Below are 22946 nucleotides of genomic sequence, written 5' to 3' on the forward strand. Positions count from 1 at the left end.
GGCGTCCAGGCCCATGGAAGTAGCAAGAACTATGTTGCGCTTCGACGATGCCCTGATCAATGACTGTCAGGGGCTCCTCTTCATGACAACACCGTAAAGCCAGAATGACGTTTTCAACCTTTTCCAGGCTGTGTGGTCAGGTGAAGGGCGGTTTCCCCTGCCCCTCTGATCCGCAGGCTGGGGCACATCAGCGCGCTGGAGAGTGAAACCCGTACCCGATGTCGACCTGTGCGGTGATCGACACGATGCCGGTCACAACCCTGTCAAAGGCTGGAGAACGAACCGACATGGCACGCAGACGGGGTTGCCAACAGCATGAGGTCCATCCAGCCCTGGTTTCGGTGCTGCGCGGTGGCCTGGATGGTGAGTGCAACAGCCCCCCTGCTCGCCCAGGACATCCCGATTGAGGCGCCCCAGCCAGCCACCGAAGACATCGAGACGATGAAGGAGGTCGAGAAACTGGAAGCCCTCCATTTCGCGCCCACCACAACGGTGCAACTGCAGATCAATGGCGCCCTGGGGGCACTGCACTACACCGGCAGCGCAATCGAGACCTCCAGCAACACGGCAGCGGGAGCTCCCCTGCTCAATGGTCTCAGCTTCAACCACGAGACGAGGCTGACGATCGACACCAGCGTCACCGGCCAGGATCTGCTGCGGATCCGCTTCCGCGCTGGCAACTTCGCCCTGCTGCATCTGGTGATCGATCCGGCCTGCACGGTGGTGTTCGAGGCCCTGCCCGCCACCCCGGGCCTGATGCGACAGCCCCCCCGCCCGCCGCAGGCGCCCCTGTTCGGCCCCGACACCTGGCGCCATTCGCTCAGCCAGGGCGCCGTGGTGATGGTGGCCGCCCTGGTGCTGGTCTTCTGGCCGGATACGGACACTGCCACCCACCGCAGCCTGGTGTTCTCGCTGCTGCTGCTCGCCGGTGGAGGCCTGGTGTGGCTGAACGGAGATCCCCACAGCCGCATCACGGCCGCCGGGGCCGGCATCGGCCTGGGGCTGTGGCTGCTGCTGCTGGCCATTCCCGGGTTGCAGCAGCTGCTCAGCCTGGCGCCGATGCAGCCAGCCGAGATCCTCACCGTGATGATCACCACGGCGGTCGCCCTGCTGCTGGCAGGGCTGCTCAACCGCCAACTCGCCTGACCCCCCCCATGTCTTCCCAGCACGAGAGCCGCAGCCATCCTGCGGTGGAGATCCAGCGCCAACCCCATCCCCGCCAGCATCAGCACCGCGCCGGATCCGGCAGGGCCTTTCGCTGGAGCGTCATCCTCAACAGCGGCCTCTCGGCCCTGCAACTCGCGATCGGCGTCGGCTTCGGGTCGCTGGCGCTGGTCGGGGATGCCGTGCACAACCTTGGCGATGTGGCCGGCCTGCTGCTGGGCTGGGGCGCCGAGCGGCTGAGCACGCGAGCCCCGAACGACCAGTTCACCTACGGCTATGGCCGCTCCACCCAGCTGGCCTCCCTGGCCAATGCGGGGCTGATCCTGATGGCCGCCACCGTGGTGCTGGTGGAGGGGATCAAACGGCTCCATGCCCCGGTCGAGGTGCTCAGCACTCCCGTGGCCTGGGCGGCGGCGCTGGGCATCGCCGTCAACCTCTTCTCCGCCCGGCTGTTCGGCGACGACGGCAGCCACGACCTCAACCGCCGGGCGGCAGTGATTCATCTGCTCGGCGATGCCGCCGTGTCGGCAGCGGTGCTCGTGAGCGCCATCGTGGTGGGACTGACCGGCTGGAACTGGCTCGATGCCGCCACCGGCATTGGGGTCGGCCTGGCGGTGGCCTGGACGGGCTGGTCCCTGCTGGGCGCGTCGATGCGGGTCGCCCTCGATGCGGTGCCTGCCGGCATCGAGCCGGCGGCGGTGAATCAGGCGTTACGCAGCCTGCCCGGCGTTGTGGATGTGCACCATCTGCACATCTGGAGCATGAGCACCTCCCAGAACGCCCTGACCGCCCATGTGGTGCGTCGAACCGGAGCGATCGACGACCTGGAACTGCTGCACCAGGCCAAGGAACGACTCGCCCAGCTCGGCATTGCCCACAGCACCCTTCAACTGGAGCCGGCGGACCCAGCTGATCCTTGAGAGGATGGGGAGGGACTCAGCCCACCAGCTCCACCATCCGGTGCAGCCCTTCGATGCCCTGCCAACCCAGATAGAGGCCCAGCAGCAGCGCGAACACCCCGACCAGCCATTCGGCCCGGTGCACCAGCCAATCGTTCAGCGAAGAGAGGGGCTCTCGCAAGCGGTTGCCGCTGACCAACCAGGCCAGGGGTGGCAACAGCAACAGGGACGTGGTCATGGTCACGAAGACGGAGCCCACCTCCAGATCGCCGCGCAGATCGGAGTGGTTGGCCAGCAGCATGCCGCCCTCCTTGACAGAGAAGACCACCGCTCCAGTCGGCGGCACACATCACTGTGACAACGATGAACGGCGAGATGCAGCATTGAACGCCAGAGAAAGTACACGAGGATTTCACCTTCTTTGACGACAATTCAGGAGCTTCCACTTTTTCTTCACCAACACCTCAACCCACGAGAATCGCAACATCGCAACAGCATCGACAGCCAATATCTCGGACACCACGGATCACCAGATCAGGGACCAGAGAAAAATCTGAATCCAGATAAGACCGAGAGCCGATAACCCAATCCCATCAATCACGTCGTCGTGCCAATCGGGAAGCTGGCTCGGCCCCCTGCGATGAAGAACTCCCCTGAACCGCTGACACCCCATCAGCTTCCACCCCAAAATGGGGAAAATTCGCCGCCAGACACCCTGCGTCAACCACCCACAACGCAGACGGGACCCACCATCAAGACCAGGATTTTGTTTCAGTGCCACGCGACTGGCGGCCCTGCCCTGCTCATCGTCATCAACCAATCCGACCATGACTCCCCCCTTCCGAGACCTTGACCGGCCTGGGCGAAGGCTGTGCGGTGAGCCCTGGCCCGAAGTGAGACGCCAGGGGCCCCGCTTGTACCGCGTCATGGATCAGGAGGGCAATGTGACGATGCTCGAAGCCACCTCCCTGGGAACGGCGATGATGATCGCGGAGGAACGGCTGGGCATTCACGCCGACCTGCTGCATATTTCGCCCGTTTCCGGTGGTCCGGAAATCATGTGAACGGCCACGGGCTGATCGCTTCGTTCTCAGCGCGGCCAGTCGCGCAGGGTCAGGCCCAGTGCATCTCCATCGCCACGGCACCCTCCAGGCTCTTCTTCACCGGGCAGGCCTCCGCCGCGCGGCGCAGCACCGCCCGGGCGGAATCCTCCAGCTCCGTCGGCAGGTTGATCCACACCTCCAGCTTCTCGATCCTCCGCGCTCCCGTGGTGGTCATGCTCTTCTCCACCCGGGCGGTGGCGCCCTCGAGAGGCCAGCCATGCCGCTCGGCTGTGATCCCCATGATTGTGAGGATGCAGGTGGCGAGCGCGGTGGCCACCAGATCGGTGGGGGAGAAGCACTCCCCCCTCCCCTGGTTGTCGGTGGGGGCATCGGTGGCCAACTCCATGGTGCTGGGTTCATGCAGGGCCTGGCAGCGCAGGCCGCCCTCGTAACGGCAGGCGATCGAAGTCATCGGATCAAAGTCGGTAGGGTCGCAGTCTGCGGTGAATTCCTCCGATGCAGGGCACCCTGTCCACGACCATCCTCCTGGGGGTCCTGAGCGAGCCTGAGCAGGGGTCGGCCGTGGTCGCGCTCTCCAGGGCCATCCAGCTGTCGGTGGCGCCGGTGTTTCTGCTCACCGGCATCAGTGGCCTGCTCAACACCTTCACCGGCCGGCTGGCTCGGATCATCGACAGGACCCGGGTGATGCAGGAGACCCTGGAACGGGGCGGCGGCCAGCAGGCGGACACCCTGACCAAGGCCCTGAAGGTGCAGCACCGCCGCACCTTCCTGATCAACCGCGCCATTCTCTGCAGCAGCATCAGCGCCTTGCTGGTGGCGGGAGTGGTGGCCGTGCTGTTCATCAGCACCGTGGCCGCCCTCGACCTGGCGGCGATCGTGGTGCCCGCCTTCGTGTTGGCGATGCCGGCGCTGATCGTGGCCCTGCTGCTGTTCCTGGTGGAGGTGCAGCTGGCAATCGGCCAAAACCCCCGCCGCTATTACTGAAACTGCCAGATCAGCCCAGGGACCATCCCTCAGGCCACCGTGAGGCGATCACGCCCCTGCTCCTTGGACAGATAGAGCGCCCCATCGGCCATGGCGAGGGCTGCATCGAACGGGAGAGGTTGATCTGGATCGGCCACGAACAACCCAGCGCTGATGGTCACACCCCCGTCCGGGGCCAACCCCTGGAGATCCAGAACCTTGACCTGGCTGCGGATCCGTTCACCGATCCCCAGAGCCATGGCCGGATCAATCTGGGGGAGCACCACCAGAAACTCCTCTCCACCGAGGCGATACACAGCATCTCCCTCTCGCACGGCCTTGGTCATGACAGCAGCCACCTTCTTCAGCACCTGATCACAGGCCGCATGGCCGAAGCTGTCGTTGATCTGTTGAAGAAATCGATGTCGAACGACAGGAGGGCGTAGGCACCGCTGGGCTGGTCATCTTCAAGGGCCCGTCGATTGGTCAGGCCCGTGAGCGGATCGGTTGTGGCCTGTTGCTTGAGCTCAAGCATGCGCAGATGATCCTGATGCTCCTCCACCACACCATCAATCCACGACTGAAGAGATGGAGTGATGTCCTTCAGCATCCTCAGAACATCCTCATCCACAGGGATCTGGTCGTCGATCAGCAGCGACAGCTTCGTCGGAGGTTGGGTGCTGAGCTCCACCTGCTCCCAGTTCGGCGGCGGCCCTTCCAGCCGCGGTTCCGGTGGTGTGCCACTCCAGCTGGTCCACCCCTGATCAGGCAGGTCAATCGAGAGCACGCAATCGCGGACTCCGCGGATGCGCTGCAGCACCAGCTTGAGGGTGACCAGCATCTGGGTAGGGGCGGCCTGGGACAGGAGCACCTGAAACAGGCGGCTACGGGCCTCGGCAATGCGCAATAAGCGCTTCAGATCGATATCGGCATCCGCCAGGGCGAAGATGCCGCACTCCAGAGCCTTGAGCCGGCTGAAGGCCTCCTCCACCAGCGGGCCAGGCACGACATGGCCGTGCTGGGGGGCGATCATGGCGATCTGGGGCCAGCGCTGCTGGACCCGGGTCAACCCAGCCGACAGCAGCTCCGTGCTGGGCATGTAGTGCTGATGAAAGGGCTTGGCACTGGCGATCAGAACATCAAGGTCCCGGCAGATCAGATTGGCGGCATCGGGGACAAAGCCGCCGAACAGATCGGAGGAGAACAGAATCCTGGAGGCCGTGTCATACGACACCATCGCTCCAGGAAAGTGCAGATAGGGCGTGAGCTGAAACTCAAGAGCTCGATCCCCTTCCAGAGGCAGACGCCAATTCTGTTCCTCCACAAGATAATAATCAAAACGGTGGCCGTAATGGCGCAGAAGCGCCATCGCCCGCCATTCGGTGACCACCTGAATATCCGGCCGGCTGAGGCGCTCGGACAACATCGGCAGGGCCGCCGCGATATCAGGATCGCAGTGGTGACAGACCAGATAACGAATCGCACTCAGGTCGTCGATCCGGGCCACCTTGGCCAGGGTGGTCTCGATCGTGAGCGGCGAGCCCGGGTCAATCAGAACCCCATTGTTGCCATTGCGCAGGTAATAAGCATGGCACTGGAAGCGGTCGTCCGGCAGGCGACGCCCGACCCACCACACATCGGGAGCCAGTTCGATCGGGGCATCGGAGCAATCAGCAGGCTCGTTGCTCCCATGAAAAGGAAGCACTGAAGTCTCCCGTCGATCCAACTGTGACGGCTCGAAGTCGATGATCACAATCAGATCGGTAGAGGCAACAAGAGGATGAGAGAACGCTAGTGCAGATCAGGCATAACAGCGGCCGAACCCTGGCCAGCGGCAGCCGCGAGTTGGCGGCAGCACTGATCAAAGGCAGCAGCAGGATCCTCGGCGGCCGTGATCGGTCGGCCGATCACCAGCTGGCTGGAACCGGCCGCAATCGCTTCTGCCGGACTCCAGACCCGCTGCTGGTCCCCCGCCGCGGCTCCCGCCGGCCGGATCCCCGGGGTGACCAGAGCGAAAGGTACCGGGTAGCGCCGCCGCAAAGCCTCCACTTCCAGCGGAGAGCAGACACAGCCGCCGAGACCGGCCGCGACGGCCAGTTCAGCGAGGCGGGGCACGTAGGTGGTCAGGGGCTCCTCGATCGCCAGCTCAGCAGCGAAGCGAGCGGCATCCCAGCTGGTCAGTACCGTGACCGCCAGCAGGGTGGGTTGGGGCAGACCCGCCTGCTCGGCAGCCAGGGTGGCGCCGGCCTGGGCGGCGGCCAGGGCATCGCCGCCGGCGCAGGCATGCACGGTGATCAGCTCGGCGCCGAGGCGAGCAGCGCTGCGGCAGGCGCCTGCCATGGTGGCGGGGATGTCGTGGAACTTGAGATCGAGAAACACCCGAAGCCCCCGATCACGCAGCTCGGCGATCACCGCAGGGCCGGCGGCAGTGAACAGCTCCAGCCCCACCTTCACCCAGCGCAGCTCCGGAATCCTCTCCGCGAAGCTGAGGGCCTGGGTGCCATCCATGCCGTCGAGGGCCACGATCAGCTGATCGGCAGCAACCTGATCGGCCGGCGAGGGAACAGGAGAGGTCATCCGGCCACCAGACGGCGGAAGGTCTTCTTGCCCAGCTGCAGCACCTTGCCATCCAGCACGGCTGTATCAGCGAACTCCTGGTTGGGATCGGCCAGCTTCTGGCCGTCGAGCCGCACCCCACCGCCCTGAATGGCGCGGCGCGCCTCGCTGCTGCTGGCGCAGAGTCCCACCGCAGCAAGCAGATAGAAGGCCCTGGCCGGGAAGTTCACCGCCGCCAGCGACGCCTCCGGCACTTCGGCATCGGCTGCGCCACTGCCGGCGGCCCCGGCCACCAGGCGCGCGGCATCCGCCTGGGCCTGGGCCGCCGCCTCGGCGCCGTGGCGGGCCCGGGTGATCTCCAGGGCCATCGCCCTCTGGCGTTCGCGCGGGTTAGCCGGCAGGGCGGCCAGATCGGAATCGGTCAGCAGAGTGAGGTAGGCGTCCACCACGGCATCGGGCACCTTCTCCAACTTCGAATACATCGTCAACGGATCGTCCCGCAGGCCCACCGTGTTGCCCAGGCTCTTGCTCATCTTCTGCACCCCATCGAGGCCCGGCAGGATCGGCAACAGCAGCCCGAACTGGGGCCGCTGGCCAAAGTGGCGCTGCAGATCGCGGCCCATGGCCACATTGAACTTCTGGTCGGTGCCGCCCAGCTCGAGATCGGCCTGCACCGCCACCGAGTCGTAGCCCTGCAGCAAGGGGTAGAGAAATTCATGCAGGGAGATCGGTGTGCCGGAGCCGTAGCGGTTGGCAAAATCCTCCTTGGCCAGCATCTGCCCAACCGTGCTGATGCCCAGCAACTCGATCACCTGGGGCAGATCCAGTCCCGCCAGCCATTCGCTGTTGCGGCGCACCTCCAGCCGACCCGGCGTCTCGAAATCCAGCAGGGCCCGTTCCCTCGGCTGCCCCTGACCCAGCTGTTCGAGATAGGTGCGGGCGTTGGCCTCCACCGCCTCGGCGTCGAGCTGCACCCGCGTGCTGCTCTTACCGGTGGGGTCACCAATGCGGGCGGTGAAGTCGCCGATGATCAACACGGCCGTATGGCCCGCATCCTGAAAGGCCCCCAGCTTGCGGAACAGGATGCTGTGCCCCAGGTGGATGTCGCTGCCGGTGGGATCGATCCCCAGCTTCACCCGCAGGGGACGGCCAGCGGCCTCAGCCTCAGCCAGGCGAGATCCGAGCAGCTGATCGGGATCGGCGGCGGCGCTGCCGGCCGGGAAGAGATCCACCAGCCCACGCTGAAGCCAGCCGGGAAGCGCCATGGTCTCCCCCACTGGCATGGCGCCAACCCCTTGCATGGCTTCAAACCCTGCCTCAGCCATCCTGCTCCCCGTTGCCAGACCGCGGCGGATCGTAGGCAGGCGCGGGCCGCGCTCAGGCGGACTGCGGGATCAGACGGGCTGCGAATTCAGGCCGTCTGATCGAGTTCGCGTTTCATGCGTTCGAGGGTCTGGTGCATCTGCTCAAACATCACTTCGGGGGTGAGGCCGAATTGGCCGAGCTGGGTGCGCAATTGCTCCACGGTGAGCTTGGCCTGGAAATCCTCCGAGAGCTCGAAGCGTTTCATGAACACGCGATAGCGGTCCATCAGCTCTTCCATGCGATCGATGTAGAGCTTCTTACCAGCCCGGTCGAACTTGCCGTAGTCACTGCCCAGCTGCATCAGCTGCTGGTAATCACTGAACAGACGGCGGGCCTCGTCCTGAACGATCTCGGAGTCGAAGAAGGCCATGGCCGAGCCCGTTGACGCATTGGCGACGATTCTGGGGTCCCCCCGTTCCCCCTCGGAGGTGCGGATCCACGCACACACAGGTTCAGCGAAACGCCACCGAGGCCTGACAGCGGCTCAAGCGCGATTCAGCATGCCGCCATCGACCAGCCCACCCAACCGTTCTGTGCCGGTCGCCGTTCAGGAGCTCCGCCACCCGTGGATTTCACCCCGCACCTGCCGCGCCTGCAGAACCCTGACCTCAGCAGCCTGGAGGTGATCCGTGGCCGCAGAGCCGTGGTCGCCATGGGGAGCCCGGCCCTGCTCACGTTCTTCTGCCACTACCCCTCACAGCTGCGGATCACCGGAGCGGCCACCACCGCCCAGGAAGTTCTGGATTTGCTGATCAAAAACAAGCCCCACGTGCTGATCGCCACCGACCATCTGGAACACGGCTGTGGCATCGACCTCGTGGTGCAGGCCAAGCAGCTCCAGGCGAAACTGCGGACCCTGCTGATCGCCACCCAACCCCAACGCAGCCAGCGCCTCAAGGCGGCGATAAAGGCTGGATGCAACGGCATCTGTCTCGAATCACGCATCGGGTTCGGCACGCTGCGTGCGGCGATCGGTGCGGTGCGCGGCGGCGGGGTCTACATCGATTCCGGCCTGGCCGATCTGTTCAGGCAGGTCCATGCCGACCACACCCCTCTGCGGCCCATCACCCAGCGCGAGACCCAGGTGCTCACCCTGGTGACGCAGGGCCACTCCAACCCGGAGATCGGCGCCCAGCTGTTTCTGTCGCCGGACACCGTGAAAAGCCATATCCAGAACCTTCGCCACAAACTGCAGGCGCGCGATCGCACCCATGCCGCTGTGATTGGCCTCTGCCGGGGGCTGGTGCCCTGGCCAGACACCTGAAGTCCGTCAGGCGAGATCAGATTCAATGACCTGGCTCGGGCAGGGGGGCCACCGCTAACTTCTGAGCCGTACCGCGCCCGGATCCGCATGGCCAAGGGCCACTGGCTCGATCCCCTGGCCCGCCGTCTGCTGGAGGCGACGGGCCAACTTCCTGCCGTACCCGAGCGTGAACCTAATTCCGGCGGCGGCATCAGGCCCCTGGGCCGGGCGCTGGACATCACAGCGGATCGCATCCGAGCCGTGGCGGCCTGGCGCACCCCCGAGCAGAAGGTCTCACCAGACCACCGCCTCACCCCCGGTGACGACAAGCAAGACCTCGGCGTTCAGGAGGCAGAGCAACAGGAAGCCGTGGAGCGGGAACTACTGGCCTTGCGGTTGGCCCAGAACCCCGCTTTGCGTCTGCAGGGGGCAGACGAGGTGCGACGGGCCGCCGCCCTCGGCTGGCGGCTGGACGTGAACCGGGCCACGGCCGCCGACTGGCTGCGGCTGCCGGGCTGCAGCCCGAACCATGTGGATCTGCTGCTGCGCCTCCAGGCCAGCGGGGTTCAGCTCAGCGGCCCTGATGACCTGGCCAACCTGCTGGAGCTGGAGGCGGCCACCATGGCGACCTGGGTCCCCCTGCTGGACTTTCGCTGGTACAGCGACGCCCCTGCCGTACCGGCCACACGCCCGCTTGAGATCAACCAGGCCAGCGCCGCTGAGCTTCAGCGCGATCTGGGGCTGAGCGAGGAGCGCTGCGGGCGCCTGCTGCGCGAACGCTCCCGGCTGCCGTTTCAGGACCTGGCCGATCTGCAGCTGCGGTTGCAGTTTCCCCCCGCCCTGCTGGAGGGCTGGATCGGCCGGGTCCGGTTCAGCCCCGGTCCCGCCGGGCCCAGTCTGTTCAAGCCCCTCAGCCAGCACCGCAAGCCGCGATGAGCAGCCGCGGCCAGCCACGCCAGGGGGAATTGTTCGCCGGCACGCCGGCCTCCATCACAGGCCTCTCGGCCGCGACCAATCCGGCAAGACCGGACACCCTGCCGCTGTTACGCCGCCAGATCCTCGCCTGGCAAGGGGCCCTGGCGGCCCACCAGCAGCCCCTGTTCAGCGCCACCGCCGCGGGCCTGGATCCCACCGCCCAGCAGGGCCTCCTGTTCGGCCCAGCGAGTCAGCCTCAGCGGCTGGCTGGCCAGCTGGATCCGCTCAGCCTCACGCCCCAGAGCCTGTCGTTCTGGCGCTGGCCCAGCAGCTCCCACCAGGGTGCCGCCGTGTATCTGGTGATGGACCGGCCCGCCGAAGCCCCCTGCCCCCTGCTGCTCTACGTGGGCGAAACCAGCCGCGCCGACCGGCGCTGGAAGGGGGATCACGACTGCAAGAGCTATCTCAGCACCTACGGCGAGGCCCTGCGCGCCGCCGGCCTGCAACCCCAGCTGAGCATCCGCTTCTGGTGCGACGTGCCCGCCACGACCGCAGCCCGACGCGCCGTGGAGCAGGCCCTGATCCAACAGTGGCTGCCACCGTTTAACAAGGAGACGCGCGAGCGCTGGAGCACCCCATTCACCGCCCTGCAGGACTGAGAGCGCCCAGTTGAGCTGGCTACGATCGCGGCCACGCCCGTCTGATCCGCATGCAGTTTCGTTGCCTCCCCGCAACCTCCGCCACCCCCCTCGGCGACTGGAGCGGCGACACCCTGGTGCTGGGGTTGCTCGCGGGAGATGACGGGCAGCCGTTGCTCGGAGCGCTGGAAGCCCTGCTTGGCGCTGGCCTGCGACAGCGGCTGGAACAACGGGCCTTCAAGGCCAAGCCAGCGGAGGTGCTCGCCTTCGAACGGGTGGGCGTCGAGCCGACAGCCGTGGTCGTGGTGGGGCTGGGCGAGGCGGAGGGATTCAATCTCGATGGCTTGCGCAGCGCCGTCGCCAAGGCCGCCCGCACCGCGGCCGCTTCCGGTGGTCGCCACCTCGGCCTGGCCTTCCCCCTGACCAGCCTGCCGGCCGAGACAACCCCCGCCATCGCCGCAGCGGCAATGGCCGAGGCCGTGCGGCTCAGCCTCTACGCCGACCAACGCTTCCGCAGCGAGGCCGAACCCAAGCCCCGCCCGGACACGGTGACCCTGATCGGCCTGGATGACGCGGCCGATACCGCCCTCAGCCGCGTGGGGGCAGTCTGCGCCGGCGTGGAGCTGGCCCGTGAACTGGTGGCCGCGCCCCCCAACGTGGTCACCCCCCAGGCTCTCGCCGACGCGGCCTTGGCCATCGCCGAGGCCTATGGCGCCGAGCTGAAGGTGCTGGAGCGGAGCGACTGCCAGGCCCTGGGCATGGGGGCCTACCTGGGCGTGGCCCAGGGCTCGGATCTGCCGCCCAAGTTCATCCACCTCACCATCCGCCCCGAAGGCGACATCCAGCGGCGCGTGGCCCTGGTGGGCAAGGGGCTCACCTTCGACTCAGGCGGCTACAACCTCAAGACGGGCGGATCCCAGATTGAGATGATGAAGTACGACATGGGCGGCAGCGCCGCCGTGCTGGGGGCAGCGCGTGCCCTTGCCGAGCTGCGGCCCGCGGGGGTGGAGCTGCATGTGATCGTGGCCGCCTGCGAAAACATGATCAGCGGTGGTGCCGTCCACCCCGGCGACATCGTCACCGCCTCCAACGGCAAGACGATCGAGATCAACAACACCGATGCCGAAGGGCGGCTCACCCTGGCGGACGCCCTGATCTACGCCTGCAAGCTGGAACCGGATGCCGTGGTGGATCTGGCCACCCTGACCGGGGCGTGCGTGATCGCCCTGGGGGAGGAGATCGCCGGTCTCTGGTCGACCAGCGATGCGCTCGCCGCAGCCCTGCTGCAGGCCGGCCAGGTGGGCGGCGAGTCCTTCTGGCGCATGCCCCTGCGGGCTTCCTATCGCAGCGGCCTCAAGAGCCCCGTGGCCGACATGAAGAACACCGGTCCGCGCCCCGGCGGCTCGATCACTGCCGCCCTGTTCCTGCAGGACTTCGTGACCAAGGATCTGCCCTGGGCCCACCTCGATATCGCCGGCACGGTCTGGAGCGACAAGGGGCGGGGCATGGATCCGGCCGGGGCCACCGGCTTCGGGGTGCGCACTCTGGTGCAATGGGTGCAGGCGGGGGCCACCGCCTAGGTTGTAGCCCTTGAAGCCGGATTCCCAGCCCCATGGCCGCTCAGAAGATCCGCTGGTACGCCAAAGCGCAACTGGGGGTGCTGATGCTCCCGGCGGGCCTGTGCCTGTTCGGCGAAGCGGTGATCCGCAAGGGCATCCAGACCCTGGCGGCCTCGGCCAAGACTGTGGACACCATTGCCGATCCAGGCCCCTGGTTCTGGTATGGCACCTTCGGCCTGATCCTGATCAATGCCGGCGTGGGCCTGATGATCGAAAGCGGACTGCTGCGGGGCTACCCGCGCCAGCCCCGGCCTGAGCAGCGGAACTGAAGCCGCAGGGGCGGCCTGTGGACCAGGCCGCCGGAACGTTGAAGTCGACCTGGACCGTTGAACCAGTCAGGCCGCCATGGCGGCCCGTCCGGGACGGGGGTTACGGAGCTGCTGCCGCAGCAACTCGGGAGATTCGAGCGCATGGATCTGCCAGCGAGCCCGCTCGCCGCAAGTGGCCAGCAGACGATCAAGATCGTCGGCCGCCTGCTTCGGGCTCTCGTAGGGCCCGATATGCCGGGTCTGCAGACCGTCTCGAATGGTCAGCAGATACATGGGCTGCTTCGGACGAATATGGCCAAACCCTAACCGCAGCAGGCCTGGATGGGAAGGGTGGAAACACCTGCCCGCCAGCGTCTGCGCTTCAGCGGGAGCTCCAGGCCGAAGAGCCACGGGCTCGCTTGCCCCACACGGCATCCAGGCGGCGGTCGCGGCCGCAGGACCAGCGGTAGTAGTTGTATTTGACCGCATTGCGATCGGCATAGTTCTGGTGGTAGCCCTCCGCCGGCCAGAAGCGCTGCAGCGGCTTGATCTCCACCTTCAGGGCCGAGACCGGCCGGCCCAGCTCTGCGGCCGCCGCCTTGAGGCTGGCCTGGGCAAGGTTGGCCTGCTCCGCCCCTTTGGTGAAGATCACCGGCCGGTAGGAATCACCGCGATCGCAGAACTGGCCGCCCCGGTCGAAGGGGTCCACATTGCGCCAGAAGGCGCGCAGCAGGGTGGCGTAACTGATGCGCCGATCATCGAAGCGCACCAGAACGCTTTCCTGATGTCCCGTGCCGCCGGCGGACACCCTTTTGTAGGTGGGCTGGGCCAGGGAGCCACCGCTGTAGCCGCTCACCGCCTCCAGCACACCTGGCTGAGTTTCGAGATCGTGCTCCAGGCACCAGAAGCAGCCTCCCGCGAACACGGCCTCCTGGGTGGCCGCCTGGGCCATTGGTGGAGCGATCGTGAGGCTGCAGCCCCCCAACACCAACGACAGCAGAACGGCAATCAGACGCACGGCGCCACAACAGGCAAAGTTCGCCTCAGGATCGCGCACGCGCAGCCGGGTTGCGGGATGCCTGAAGGGCCGCTCGGATGCGTTCAGGCCGACACGGGGAGCGGCGGGCTTCCCTGGGGGATCTGATCGAGGATGGCCACGGCAGCCCGGCGGGTCACGCCCGGCTCCCCGAGGGTGCGACGCAGCCGCCCATAGCCTTCCAGGAGACGCTGGCGGGCCTCGCTGTCAGGATCCAGCAGGATCTCCGCCTCGCGGATCAACGCGTCACAGCTGAAGTCCTCCTGCAGCAGCTCCGGCACCAGACGCTCCTGGAGCACCAGATTCACCGGCGAGATGTGGGGAACGTTGAAACGCAGCAGGTGCTTGGCCACCGCGGCGGTGACGCGGCTGACCCGGTAGACCACCACCTGCGGCACCCCCCGCAGGGCCAGCTCCAGGTTGGCCGTGCCGGATTTGGTGAGGGCCAGATCGGCCGCGGCACAAAGGGCAGGCTTGAGCGCATCGGCCTCGCAGGCGGGAATGACGCGGGCCCGCAGCCCCTCAATCCTGCAGGCCTCCTCCAGCAATGGCTCGAAGCCAGGCAACCCAGTTGACACCAACACCTGCAGATCAGGATGGCGCCGCTGCAGCTCCGCTGCCGCCGCCGCCATCTCCGGTAGCAGGTAGCGCAGCTCCTGGCGGCGGGAGGCGGGCAACAGAAGCAGCACCGGCACCGTCTCCGCCAATCCCAGCAGACGACGGGCCTCCCCACGGCCAGGCTGGCTGCCAAGGGTGTCCAGCAGGGGATGGCCCACCCAGGTGACCCGGGCACCGTGCTCGGCATAGAAGCGGGCCTCCTCAGGGAAGATCGCCAGAATCCGATCGCTGAAGCCGATCAACCGGGTCGTCCCCCCGTCCCCCAGTCGAAACGCCCACTCTTGGGGAGCGATGTAATAGGTGATCGGCACCTGGGGCCTGTCGCGCTTGAGCCGCAGGCCCAGATTCACGTTGGCACCCATGTAATCGATCAGCACCACACCATCGAGGGGATGGAGACGAAGCCACTGCCGCAGGCGATGCTGCAGACGCAGGGTGGGCCAGATCAGCGGCACCGCCTCCCACAGCCCGATCGCGCCGAGAGAGGCAGTATCCGCCAACAGCTTGGCACCGGCGCGGCGCATGCGGTCACCACCGAGGGCCACGATCTCGAGATCAAGCCCTCGTTCAGCAGCCTCCTGATGCAGGGCCTGGATCAACAGCGACCCCTGCAGATCGCCAGACACCTCCCCGGTGCTGATCAACAGACGCGTCATCAGCGCTGCGCCGGCAGGGGGCCGCGGCGGCCCGGGCCGATCGAGGCCTCCAGGAAGTCGCAGAGTTCCCTTGGCGCCCCCAGCAGGGAGAGCTGCCGCGCAGCCTTGAGGGCCTCCGCCAGCACCCGATCGCTGCGGTAGATCAGGGTCCAGATCTCCTGGAGCTGCCGCAGCTGAGCACCGTCGTCGTGATCAGCCAGGCCACTGCGCCGCAGGCCGACACGATTGAGACCGCGCACCCGACCGGGATGTCCCTCCACCATCATGAAGGGCGGCACATCCCTGTCGATGCGGCTCATGCCGCCCACCATGGCGAGCTTGCCGATGTGCACGAACTGGTGGATGCCGAGCACGCCGCCGATCACGGCCCGATCGCCGATCTCCACATGACCGGCCACGGCCACACCATTGGCGATCACGATCCGGTCCCCAAGCACGCAGTTATGGCCGATGTGGCTGTACGCCATCAGCAGGTTGCCGCTGCCGAGACGGGTGCATTCCTGGCCCGCCGTGGCGCGGTTGATGGTGACGCACTCCCGGATGGTGTTGTCGTCACCCATGACCACCTCGGTGGGGTCGCCGGAGTACTTGAGGTCCTGGGGCTCGAGGCCGATGCAGGCACCGGGGAAGATGCGGTTGCGAGCTCCCAGCCGCACCCGTCCGTCGATCACCACGTGGGGACCGACGCGGCAACCCTCGCCGAGCTGCACGTCCGGACCGATCACGGCATAAGGACCGATCTCGACCCCTTCCCCCAACTGGGCCCGGGGATCCACCACGGCCGTGGGATGGACCAATGTCGCCATGGCTGAGCTGGTCATGCCGATCAGTCCACCAAGGAGAACATCAGTTCACCGGAACAGACAAGTTCACCATCGACCGTGGCCTCAGCGCGCACCTTGCCGAAACGCTTGCGCTTCAGGGCCAGCAGTTCGCAGGTGATGCGCAGCTGATCGCCGGGAACCACAGGCCTGCGGAAGCGCACACCATCAATGCCGGCGAACACGAACAGCCCCTTGGGCAGATCCGGCATCTGGGTGACGATCAGGCCACCCACCTGGGCCATGGCCTCCACGATCAGCACCCCGGGCATCAGCGGGCGCCCGGGGAAGTGCCCTTGAAACTGGGGCTCATTGATCGTGACGTTCTTGATCGCCACGGCTCGTCGGCCGGGTTCGTGCTCGATGACGCGATCCACCAGGGCAAAGGGATAGCGGTGCGGCAGCAGACCCTGGATCTGCTCGCTGCCGAGCACAACGGACGTGGAGGCGAGAGCGGACAAGGAGGGAAGGAGCAGCGGGCGTGAGGATGGATCAGGCGGCAACGGAAACCGCCCTGGCGAGGGCGGCAGCGAGGGCCGTGTGCAGACCGTGGGAGCCGCGGTAAGCAAACACCTGGGCGCGGGGGAGTCCCGCCAGGGCCAGATCCCCCAGCAGATCCAGGAGCTTATGGCGCACAGGCTCGTCGACGAAGCGCAGCGGCGGGTTGAGCCACGAGTCGCCATCGCAGACCAGGGCGTTGTCGAGATCACCACCACGGATCAGGCCGGCGGCGCGCAGCTGGTCCACCTGATCACGGAAGCCGAAGGTGCGCGCTGGAGCGACCTCGCGCACGAACACCTCTGGTGTGAGCGCCACGGAGAACACCTGGCGACCGATGGCCGCCTGGGGGAACTCGATGGCGGCACCCACATGCAGGCGTTCGGCCGGCAGGGCCACCGCAAACCCACTGCCCTGCTGCAGGGTGATCGGCTCACGGGGCGCGGGAGCCCAGGTCGGGACCGCGACTGGGGCAAGCCCCGCCTCGGCGATCGCCTCCACCCAAGGCATGGCGGAACCATCCAGCACGGGGATCTCCTCACCATCCACCAGGATTTCAGCCTGAGTGATTCCTGTTCCAGCCAGGGCTGCCAGGAGGTGTTCCACGGTGGCGAGTCGCTCGCTGTTCAGGCGCAGGGCCGTGCACAGCTGCGTCTCACACACCTGGGAAGGATGCAGCGCCAGGCTGGGTCGCGCCGGATGCTGAAGCCAGCCAACCCGGTAACCGGGCTGCTCCGAAGGCCGCAGTCGCACACGGCCCTCAGCACCACTGTGAAGACCAACACCGGAGCGCTCGATGCTGCTGGCCAGGGTCCAGCCATGGTCGTAATCGGAAGGCCAGATCCCCATCAGAACTTCCAGCCCACACCCAGGTTGAAGCGCCAATCGCCGGTGAAATCCTGGCTGGCCACCTCCAGACGGAGCGGCCCCACCGGCGTGGTGACGATCAGGCCCGTACCGACCGAGAAGCCGCTGCCGGGTTTACTGAGCAGGCCGCCGGGGTTGCCCGGCACATTGGCCTGACTGCCGAAGGTGGTGCCGCCATCGACAAACAGCTCGCCACTGATAATGCTGAAGATCGGGAAGCGGTATTCGATCGTGGCCTCACCGAAGCTGCGACCCACGCCCAGATCACAGTCGTAGTAGCCCCGCACCGAGTTGGAGCCACCAACACAGAAAGCTTCGTAGGGAGGTAGCTGACCAATGTTAGTGCCGGCACTGAACTGGAAGGCGAGAGCCTGCTTGCAATCGGCGGTTTCACCGGCCTTGGGGCGGCAGCCCTTATACAACTTCAGCCAGTTGACGGGGATGAAGTGGGTGTAGCTGGCCCGCACCCGATTGAAGGTGGGGGAATCGGGACCGACCGAGAAAAACTGTTCACTGGCCAGGCTGAGAAAATTCCCCGAAGTGGGATTACGGGGATCATTGAGGTTATTCATCGTGGCAGCCACGCGGACCCCAACCAACTGATTCTGGTTGGCACAATTGTAAGAGAGGCATATAATATCATCGGTTGGAGCCTTGCTATTGTTGTTCTGCAACGATTGCTGGGCCACACCAAACACACGCGAATCGCCTGAGAAGTTGATCGGCGAGACCTGCTGGATATTGAGACCAAGCACGACACTCCAGGGAGCTCGCTTGAAGGGGTTGCCTCCATTAAGCGGACGAATCACCTGGAGATTTCCACCGATCCGCTGGATCAGGACGGTGTTGCCGGAGTAGTCGAACCAGCTGGTTCTCGGATCGGCATTTTCAGCGTCGTTAACTGAATCGAACGTCTTCCCCTGAGGGTTCTTCCTCGAATCGATATTGTAGGCCACCTTCGTGCCGGGAGCCTCATAGAAATCACGCACGCTAAAGATATTGCCGTTGTTCTGACTCTGGAACACCTGCGGCACATCCCGGCTGATGAACAGCCGCCCGCGGAAAGCCGTTCGGTATTTGTCACCCTTGATCCAGGGATCGGTGAACGAGATGTCAGCAAGTCCACCGAACTGGCCATAGGTGAAGTTGAAGGCCAGATCCCAGGCACGGCCGAACAGGTTGGAGTCCTGCACCTGGATCTGGCCGAACACCCCCTGGCTCTGGCTGTAGCCCAGGCCGCCCGAGAGGGAACCTGTCGACTGCTCGACAATGCCAAGCACGATCACCACCTCCCCCGGCTCAGCCGGCACCGGCTTGAGGGTCACCTTGACATCACTGAACAGGCCAGTGGCATAGATGCGCTTGATGTCATCTTCAAGATTGCGGCGGTTGAAGACATCCCCCTGCTTGAGGGAGATCTCCCGGGTGACCACCCAGGGCTTGGTCTTGCCGCGGATCGGTTCACCCTTGTCGTTGGTGGCGGAGCCCTCCTTGTTGAGGAACTGCACCTCCACCCCACCGACACTTCCCTCGCGCACCATCAGCTCCACCACCCCCTCGGGACTCACCCGACCGGGGCCGGTGATGCGGGCCAGGGAGTAACCCTGATCGGCATACCACTTCTGCAGGTCCTGCATGCGGCCCTGCAGGGTGTTGAGGTTGAGGGTCTTGCCGTAATCAGCCGCGAAGGTGTCCTGAACCACCTCCGCCGGCAACTTGGCCGTGCTGGGTTCGATGGTTACTTTCTCCAGCACCGGGTTGGCGGTGACCAGCACCACCACCCTCACCCCCAGCGGGCCATCCACGGGCTGGATCCGCACATCCGAGAACCAGCCACTGGCATAGATGGCGGACAGATCGGTCTGGAGCTCGCTGCGGGTGACTCGGCTGCCTGGGGTGGTGGCCATGGCCGCATAGGCGGCAAGTTCGAGCCGTTCGCGCTCGGGATGGTTTTCAAGGCCCTCAATCACCACCTCGCTGATCAACACGCGTGGCTCACTGGGATCGGCAGGAGCCGCGGTGGTGCCCTGCGGAAACCCAGGAGCAGCTCCGTCGGCGGGCATGGGAACCGCATCGGCGGGAAGGGCGTCGGCGGGAATCGGGAAGCCCCCTCCACCCTCTGGGGTTTCGGAGCCATCCTCTGGGGTCTCGGCCGAACGTTCAGTGGGTGTTGTGGACCCTTCAGGGGTATCGGAGGACTGCGGCCGGTCCTCCTCAGAGGTCGTGGCGGCAGGCACCTGTTCCTCCTGGGCAGGCGCCACCTGAGCGATGCGACCGGCCTCCTTCACCTCAGAGGGAGGACGCTCCCCTGCGAGCACACCGGCAGGAACCGCCAGGGCGAGCGCCATCAGGGGGAGGGTGGCGGTAATGCCAGGCAGGCCTGCCATGGTGTCGGGTACGGAGCGGCCAGGCCGCAAATTGGGCTGACCTTACCGGTAGAAGCGCGGTGAAGGACAGACCCCTTGGACCCGTTTGAGGACCTCCCCGTAGGCCTCGATCACGCCACCGAGGTCGCGGCGGAAGCGATCCTTGTCGAGGATCCGCTCATCACTGGGGTCCTCACCACCGGCGCGGAGGTCCCAGAGGCGGCAGGTGTCGGGACTGATCTCGTCGGCCAGCAGCAGGGTTCCATCGGCCGCCAGGCCCAGCTCGATCTTGAAATCCACCAACTGCAGATCTGCCTCGAGGAACAGGGTCAACAGGACGTCGTTGATGCGACGGGCCAGAGCTTCGATCGCCCGGCGCTGCTCGGGAGTCACCAACTCCAGCCGTTCCAGCCGGGCTTCGGTGAGCAGGGGATCACCCAGGGCATCGTCCTTGTAATAGAGATCCAGCAGGGCCGGTTGCAACGGCGTGCCAGCCGCGATCGGCATCTGCCGGCACAGCGAACCGGCGGCCAGGTTGCGGAGCACCACTTCCAGCGGGATCACATCAACCGGCCGCACCAGCATCCAGCGGTCTTCACCCACGCCGCGGTAGTGGGTCGGAATCCCGGCCGCGTCCAGCCGCTCGAAGATCAGGGCCGAGATGCGGCAGTTGAGCGAGCCCTTGCCCTGCAGGGAGGCTTTTTTCTGGGCGTTGAACGCCGTGGCGTCGTCCTTGAACTCGACCGCGACCAGATCGGCCTGGTCGGTGGCAAACACCCGTTTGGCCTTGCCTTCGTGCAACAGGGCCCCGAGGGAGTAGGCAGTCATGGCTGGGGAACAGCGGGCTCAGCCGGATCCTGCCCGGTCGCCGGGACAGGATTCGGCTGGACTGCTGCGGCTGGAGAGGTGGTCGTCGGCTGGTGCCCTCCCGGATCGCGAGGGGAACGCAGCTGGCGCTCCAGCTGGCGGCTGCGGTCGCTGGCGGCGGGATCCTGGCGGCGCAGGAGCCATTCGCCATAGGCGTCGTCGATGCGGCCACTGAGGCGCAGCCGCCGTTCAATCGCACGGCTGGGATCGCCACCCGGTTCTGCCTGAAGCCTGGCCTGGTCATCGAGCAGCTGGGTCACCAGCCCCCAGGCCCCCGCCGCCGCCGCCTGCTCCAGGGCCCGCTCGTACAAACTGTCCCGCTCCGCCAGGGGAAGGGTCTCGAGCAGGGCAGCGGCCTGTTGCAGCCGCGACGCGGTGGCAACGCCAGGCACTCGCGAGGCCAGCAGCACCTCGGCGGCCTGGCGGCGACGTCCCTGGGCGATGTAGTGCTCGGCCAGCTGATCCAGAGCCACGCGGGTGGTGGTGGTGCCGTCCGCGGCCTGTTTCACCGGCAGCAGCACGGCCTCGAGGCGAGCCGCATCACCGGCCGCCAGCCGCCAGAGGGCCTCGGCGGCGCGGCGGTGATCCAGGCCAGCGTTGGCGGCGCGCCACTGCAGCAGGAGCCACTGCTGCCGTTCGCCACCGGCAGCGGGTCCGAAGCGATCCAGCACCGCCAAAGCCTGCTGGGGGGCCCGGCAGCTGATCAGCACATGGGCGTTGGCCAGCACCACCGCCAGGGGCTGAGGCGCCGGATGGAGGGTCATCAAGCGGGTGTGAAGCTGGCGCACCCGCGCATCGTCCCCCAGATCCAGCAGGGTGAGACAGGCCTGCTCGATCTGCTCGAGGCTGCCCTTCTCCAGCAGCAAGGCAAAGACCTCGGGCGGGTAGGGCTGGGGAGGCACCCCCGGGGTGGCAGCAGCGGCAGGGCTGGCGGCCGGAGCGCTGGCAGCGGGCGGGCGGGCAGGACTGACCGCAGACGGATTGACTGGAATGACCGCTGGAGCCAAGCCCCGGGAAGCAGCACTGGCCGGGGGGATGGCGTCTGCCGCAGCAGCCCTGCTGATCCCCAGGCAGGCGCCGGCCAGGCAGAGCCCGATCAGGCTGGACAATGGCGACCGGCCACCCGGCATGTTGATGGAGACGGCCGTCGCGGCCAAGACTGGCTCACAACCTAAGGGCACTGCCCCCAACCCGCTCCCCTCGCCATGCCCGACCCGGCCGCGCCGCCCTCCCCCACTGCACCCACCGCGGCAGGCAGGACGCCCCGGCGGATCCTGGTGGTGGGCGGCGGCGGCCGCGAGAACGCCCTCGGCTGGGCCCTGGCCCGCTGTGCCGGGGTGGAGGCCGTATGGGTGAGCCCCGGCAACGGCGGCACCGCCGAGCTGGAGGGCTGCCGTCAACTGGCGGTGGCCGAGACCGACCATGAAGGCCTGCTGCAAGCCTGCGCGAAGCACGCGGTCGAGCTGGTGGTCGTGGGGCCTGAGGCTCCCCTGGCTGCGGGGCTGGCGGATCGGCTGCGCGGCGCCGGGCTGGCGGTGTTCGGCCCCGGCGCCGATGGCGCCCTGCTGGAGGCCAGCAAGCGCTGGGCCAAGACCCTGATGCAGGAGGCCGGCATCCCCACCGCTGGCCACTGGAGCGCCACCAGTGCCGCTGAGGCCCTGTTGGTTCTGGAGCAGCAGAACCGTCCCCTGGTGGTCAAGGCCGATGGCCTGGCCGCAGGGAAGGGGGTGACGGTGGCCGAAAGCGTGGCCGAGACCCGCGCCGCGATCGAGGAGGCCTTTGCCGGACGCTTCGGCGAGGCGGGCACCTGCCTGGTGCTGGAGGAGCGGATGAGCGGCCCGGAGGTTTCGGTCTTTGCCCTCTGTGACGGCGAGAGGATGGTGTTGCTCCCCCCTGCCCAGGACCACAAACGCATCGGTGACGGGGACACCGGGCCCAACACCGGCGGCATGGGCGCCTATGCGCCGGCCCCCCTGCTCGATGCCGCCGCTCTGGAGGCGGTTCGCCGCCAGGTGCTGGAGCCCACCCTGGCGGCCCTGCGCCAGCGTGGCATCGACTACCGGGGCGTCATCTACGCCGGGCTGATGATGACAGCGGAGGGGCCGAGCGTGATCGAATACAACTGCCGCTTCGGCGACCCGGAGTGCGAAACCCTGATGCCCCTGCTGGGTCCGGAACTGGCGGCGGTGCTTCTGGCCTGCGCCGAAGGCTGCCTGGAGGCAGCCCCCAGCCTCACGATCGCGCCGCACTGCAGTGCCTGCGTGATTGCTGCCGCCGGGGGCTATCCGGGCACGGTGCGCCAGGGCGATCCGATTGAGGGTCGGCCCGCCGCGGATCCGCACCGGCAGCTGTTCCATGCCGGCAGCCGCCGCGATGCGGACGGCCTCTGCCGCACCAGTGGCGGCCGGGTGCTGGCCATGGTGGCCCAGGCCGACGACTTCGACACCGCCTTCGAGCTGGCCTATGACGGACTCGCCCAGGTGCACTTTGAGGGCATGACCTTCCGGCGCGACATCGGTCATCAGGTCCGGCAGCGCTGATGG

26 protein-coding genes are annotated in these 22946 nt (G+C 66.8%); 10 read left to right on the forward strand and 16 right to left on the reverse strand.

The window, feature by feature from the left end; translation table 11 throughout:
* Positions 1 to 315: 315 nt before the first annotated feature.
* Both H8F26_RS19100 and H8F26_RS00480 read left to right on the forward strand, forming a co-directional pair.
* A complete protein-coding gene (locus H8F26_RS19100; RefSeq protein ID WP_231605380.1) occupies positions 316 to 1146 on the forward strand; it encodes a cation transporting ATPase C-terminal domain-containing protein in 831 nt (276 codons plus the stop codon).
* Between the two features lie 8 nt (positions 1147 to 1154).
* The gene (locus tag H8F26_RS00480; RefSeq protein ID WP_197156713.1) at positions 1155 to 2084 is read left to right on the forward strand and encodes a cation diffusion facilitator family transporter; all 930 of its coding nucleotides are present in this window, start codon (positions 1155 to 1157) and stop codon (positions 2082 to 2084) included.
* Between the two features lie 16 nt (positions 2085 to 2100).
* Here the strand turns inward: H8F26_RS00480 and H8F26_RS00485 are convergent, their stop codons facing one another.
* Positions 2101 to 2391, reverse strand: coding sequence for a GAP family protein (locus H8F26_RS00485; RefSeq protein ID WP_197156715.1), 291 nt, complete (start codon positions 2389 to 2391; stop codon positions 2101 to 2103).
* A 586-nt stretch (positions 2392 to 2977) separates the two neighbouring features.
* Between H8F26_RS00485 and H8F26_RS00490 the strand changes: the two genes are divergently transcribed.
* Positions 2978 to 3127 carry a hypothetical protein gene (locus H8F26_RS00490; RefSeq protein ID WP_197156717.1) on the forward strand — a complete coding sequence of 50 codons (150 nt, stop codon included), beginning with the start codon at positions 2978 to 2980 and terminating at the stop codon, positions 3125 to 3127.
* A gap of 49 nt (positions 3128 to 3176) precedes the next feature.
* Here the strand turns inward: H8F26_RS00490 and H8F26_RS00495 are convergent, their stop codons facing one another.
* Positions 3177 to 3578 (reverse strand): OsmC family protein, encoded by a 402-nt coding sequence (locus H8F26_RS00495; RefSeq protein ID WP_197156719.1) that lies wholly within the window; start codon positions 3576 to 3578, stop codon positions 3177 to 3179.
* Between the two features lie 44 nt (positions 3579 to 3622).
* Between H8F26_RS00495 and H8F26_RS00500 the strand changes: the two genes are divergently transcribed.
* Complete coding sequence (locus tag H8F26_RS00500; protein ID WP_197156721.1) at positions 3623 to 4111, forward strand: DUF2721 domain-containing protein; 489 nt, start codon at positions 3623 to 3625, stop codon at positions 4109 to 4111.
* A 29-nt stretch (positions 4112 to 4140) separates the two neighbouring features.
* On the opposite strand, the gene H8F26_RS00505 is transcribed toward H8F26_RS00500, so the two are convergent.
* From H8F26_RS00505 to H8F26_RS00525, 5 genes are all read right to left on the reverse strand, one after another.
* Positions 4141 to 4461 (reverse strand): GGDEF domain-containing protein, encoded by a 321-nt coding sequence (locus tag H8F26_RS00505; protein WP_370594655.1) that lies wholly within the window; start codon positions 4459 to 4461, stop codon positions 4141 to 4143.
* Positions 4455 to 5795: an MBL fold metallo-hydrolase gene (locus H8F26_RS00510; protein ID WP_197156723.1), complete on the reverse strand. Its 1341-nt coding sequence runs from the start codon at positions 5793 to 5795 to the stop codon at positions 4455 to 4457. The genes H8F26_RS00505 and H8F26_RS00510 overlap by 7 nt, the downstream gene beginning before the upstream one ends.
* A gap of 86 nt (positions 5796 to 5881) precedes the next feature.
* Complete coding sequence (gene pyrF, locus H8F26_RS00515) at positions 5882 to 6667, reverse strand: orotidine-5'-phosphate decarboxylase (RefSeq protein WP_197156725.1); 786 nt, start codon at positions 6665 to 6667, stop codon at positions 5882 to 5884.
* Positions 6664 to 7911: a tyrosine--tRNA ligase gene (gene tyrS, locus H8F26_RS00520; RefSeq protein ID WP_370594656.1), complete on the reverse strand. Its 1248-nt coding sequence runs from the start codon at positions 7909 to 7911 to the stop codon at positions 6664 to 6666. The genes pyrF and tyrS overlap by 4 nt, the downstream gene beginning before the upstream one ends.
* Positions 7912 to 8057: 146 nt before the next feature.
* Positions 8058 to 8381: a DUF1825 family protein gene (locus H8F26_RS00525; protein WP_197156727.1), complete on the reverse strand. Its 324-nt coding sequence runs from the start codon at positions 8379 to 8381 to the stop codon at positions 8058 to 8060.
* 195 nt (positions 8382 to 8576) lie between these two features.
* On the opposite strand from H8F26_RS00525, the gene H8F26_RS00530 reads away from it, so the two are divergent.
* The 5 genes from H8F26_RS00530 to H8F26_RS00550 all read left to right on the forward strand — a co-directional run bounded on the left by H8F26_RS00530 (position 8577) and on the right by H8F26_RS00550 (position 12695).
* Positions 8577 to 9275, forward strand: coding sequence for a response regulator transcription factor (locus H8F26_RS00530; protein ID WP_197156729.1), 699 nt, complete (start codon positions 8577 to 8579; stop codon positions 9273 to 9275).
* Between the two features lie 87 nt (positions 9276 to 9362).
* On the forward strand, positions 9363 to 10190 hold the full coding sequence (locus tag H8F26_RS00535; RefSeq protein ID WP_197156731.1) for a hypothetical protein: 828 nt from the start codon (positions 9363 to 9365) through the stop codon (positions 10188 to 10190).
* Positions 10187 to 10828, forward strand: a complete 642-nt coding sequence (locus H8F26_RS00540) for a GIY-YIG nuclease family protein (protein WP_231597998.1) — start codon at positions 10187 to 10189, stop codon at positions 10826 to 10828. Before H8F26_RS00535 ends, H8F26_RS00540 begins: the two co-directional genes overlap by 4 nt.
* Before the next feature lie 50 nt (positions 10829 to 10878).
* Positions 10879 to 12387, forward strand: coding sequence for a leucyl aminopeptidase (locus H8F26_RS00545; RefSeq protein ID WP_197156733.1), 1509 nt, complete (start codon positions 10879 to 10881; stop codon positions 12385 to 12387).
* Between the two features lie 32 nt (positions 12388 to 12419).
* Positions 12420 to 12695 carry a hypothetical protein gene (locus H8F26_RS00550; RefSeq protein ID WP_197156735.1) on the forward strand — a complete coding sequence of 92 codons (276 nt, stop codon included), beginning with the start codon at positions 12420 to 12422 and terminating at the stop codon, positions 12693 to 12695.
* Between the two features lie 66 nt (positions 12696 to 12761).
* Here the strand turns inward: H8F26_RS00550 and H8F26_RS00555 are convergent, their stop codons facing one another.
* From H8F26_RS00555 to H8F26_RS00595, 9 genes are all read right to left on the reverse strand, one after another.
* On the reverse strand, positions 12762 to 12968 hold the full coding sequence (locus tag H8F26_RS00555; RefSeq protein ID WP_197156737.1) for a hypothetical protein: 207 nt from the start codon (positions 12966 to 12968) through the stop codon (positions 12762 to 12764).
* An 88-nt stretch (positions 12969 to 13056) separates the two neighbouring features.
* A complete protein-coding gene (msrA, locus tag H8F26_RS00560) occupies positions 13057 to 13686 on the reverse strand; it encodes a peptide-methionine (S)-S-oxide reductase MsrA (protein WP_370594722.1) in 630 nt (209 codons plus the stop codon).
* 89 nt (positions 13687 to 13775) lie between these two features.
* Positions 13776 to 14984 (reverse strand): lipid-A-disaccharide synthase, encoded by a 1209-nt coding sequence (gene lpxB, locus H8F26_RS00565; RefSeq protein ID WP_197156739.1) that lies wholly within the window; start codon positions 14982 to 14984, stop codon positions 13776 to 13778.
* The gene (gene lpxA, locus H8F26_RS00570; RefSeq protein WP_231597999.1) at positions 14984 to 15805 is read right to left on the reverse strand and encodes an acyl-ACP--UDP-N-acetylglucosamine O-acyltransferase; all 822 of its coding nucleotides are present in this window, start codon (positions 15803 to 15805) and stop codon (positions 14984 to 14986) included. Before lpxA ends, lpxB begins: the two co-directional genes overlap by 1 nt.
* Positions 15806 to 15810: 5 nt before the next feature.
* Positions 15811 to 16308 (reverse strand): 3-hydroxyacyl-ACP dehydratase FabZ, encoded by a 498-nt coding sequence (gene fabZ, locus H8F26_RS00575; RefSeq protein WP_370594657.1) that lies wholly within the window; start codon positions 16306 to 16308, stop codon positions 15811 to 15813.
* Positions 16298 to 17152 (reverse strand): UDP-3-O-acyl-N-acetylglucosamine deacetylase, encoded by an 855-nt coding sequence (gene lpxC, locus H8F26_RS00580; RefSeq protein ID WP_197156743.1) that lies wholly within the window; start codon positions 17150 to 17152, stop codon positions 16298 to 16300. Before lpxC ends, fabZ begins: the two co-directional genes overlap by 11 nt.
* Positions 17152 to 19518 carry a BamA/TamA family outer membrane protein gene (locus H8F26_RS00585; RefSeq protein ID WP_231605383.1) on the reverse strand — a complete coding sequence of 789 codons (2367 nt, stop codon included), beginning with the start codon at positions 19516 to 19518 and terminating at the stop codon, positions 17152 to 17154. The genes lpxC and H8F26_RS00585 overlap by 1 nt, the downstream gene beginning before the upstream one ends.
* A gap of 81 nt (positions 19519 to 19599) precedes the next feature.
* On the reverse strand, positions 19600 to 20364 hold the full coding sequence (purC, locus tag H8F26_RS00590) for a phosphoribosylaminoimidazolesuccinocarboxamide synthase (RefSeq protein WP_197156745.1): 765 nt from the start codon (positions 20362 to 20364) through the stop codon (positions 19600 to 19602).
* Positions 20361 to 21512, reverse strand: coding sequence for a hypothetical protein (locus H8F26_RS00595; RefSeq protein WP_197156747.1), 1152 nt, complete (start codon positions 21510 to 21512; stop codon positions 20361 to 20363). Before H8F26_RS00595 ends, purC begins: the two co-directional genes overlap by 4 nt.
* Before the next feature lie 96 nt (positions 21513 to 21608).
* Between H8F26_RS00595 and purD the strand changes: the two genes are divergently transcribed.
* Complete coding sequence (gene purD / locus H8F26_RS00600; protein ID WP_197156749.1) at positions 21609 to 22943, forward strand: phosphoribosylamine--glycine ligase; 1335 nt, start codon at positions 21609 to 21611, stop codon at positions 22941 to 22943.
* Positions 22944 to 22946 lie beyond the last annotated feature (3 nt).

Origin of the sequence: Synechococcus sp. CBW1006, assembly GCF_015840525.1 — a bacterium.
In the GTDB taxonomy this organism is placed as follows: Bacteria; Cyanobacteriota; Cyanobacteriia; order PCC-6307; family Cyanobiaceae; genus CBW1002.

Coding starts and splice junctions, on each gene's coding strand:
- H8F26_RS19100 (WP_231605380.1), top strand. CDS start 316: ATGAGGTCCATCCAGCCCTGGTTTCGGTGCTGCGCGGTGGCCTGGATG.
- H8F26_RS00480 (WP_197156713.1), top strand. CDS start 1,155: ATGTCTTCCCAGCACGAGAGCCGCAGCCATCCTGCGGTGGAGATCCAG.
- H8F26_RS00495 (WP_197156719.1), bottom strand. CDS start 3,578: ATGACTTCGATCGCCTGCCGTTACGAGGGCGGCCTGCGCTGCCAGGCC.
- H8F26_RS00500 (WP_197156721.1), top strand. CDS start 3,623: ATGCAGGGCACCCTGTCCACGACCATCCTCCTGGGGGTCCTGAGCGAG.
- pyrF (WP_197156725.1), bottom strand. CDS start 6,667: ATGACCTCTCCTGTTCCCTCGCCGGCCGATCAGGTTGCTGCCGATCAG.
- tyrS (WP_370594656.1), bottom strand. CDS start 7,911: ATGGCGCTTCCCGGCTGGCTTCAGCGTGGGCTGGTGGATCTCTTCCCG.
- H8F26_RS00525 (WP_197156727.1), bottom strand. CDS start 8,381: ATGGCCTTCTTCGACTCCGAGATCGTTCAGGACGAGGCCCGCCGTCTG.
- H8F26_RS00535 (WP_197156731.1), top strand. CDS start 9,363: ATGGCCAAGGGCCACTGGCTCGATCCCCTGGCCCGCCGTCTGCTGGAG.
- H8F26_RS00540 (WP_231597998.1), top strand. CDS start 10,187: ATGAGCAGCCGCGGCCAGCCACGCCAGGGGGAATTGTTCGCCGGCACG.
- H8F26_RS00545 (WP_197156733.1), top strand. CDS start 10,879: ATGCAGTTTCGTTGCCTCCCCGCAACCTCCGCCACCCCCCTCGGCGAC.
- H8F26_RS00550 (WP_197156735.1), top strand. CDS start 12,420: ATGGCCGCTCAGAAGATCCGCTGGTACGCCAAAGCGCAACTGGGGGTG.
- H8F26_RS00555 (WP_197156737.1), bottom strand. CDS start 12,968: ATGTATCTGCTGACCATTCGAGACGGTCTGCAGACCCGGCATATCGGG.
- lpxB (WP_197156739.1), bottom strand. CDS start 14,984: ATGACGCGTCTGTTGATCAGCACCGGGGAGGTGTCTGGCGATCTGCAG.
- lpxA (WP_231597999.1), bottom strand. CDS start 15,805: ATGACCAGCTCAGCCATGGCGACATTGGTCCATCCCACGGCCGTGGTG.
- lpxC (WP_197156743.1), bottom strand. CDS start 17,152: ATGGGGATCTGGCCTTCCGATTACGACCATGGCTGGACCCTGGCCAGC.
- H8F26_RS00585 (WP_231605383.1), bottom strand. CDS start 19,518: ATGGCGCTCGCCCTGGCGGTTCCTGCCGGTGTGCTCGCAGGGGAGCGT.
- purC (WP_197156745.1), bottom strand. CDS start 20,364: ATGACTGCCTACTCCCTCGGGGCCCTGTTGCACGAAGGCAAGGCCAAA.
- purD (WP_197156749.1), top strand. CDS start 21,609: ATGCCCGACCCGGCCGCGCCGCCCTCCCCCACTGCACCCACCGCGGCA.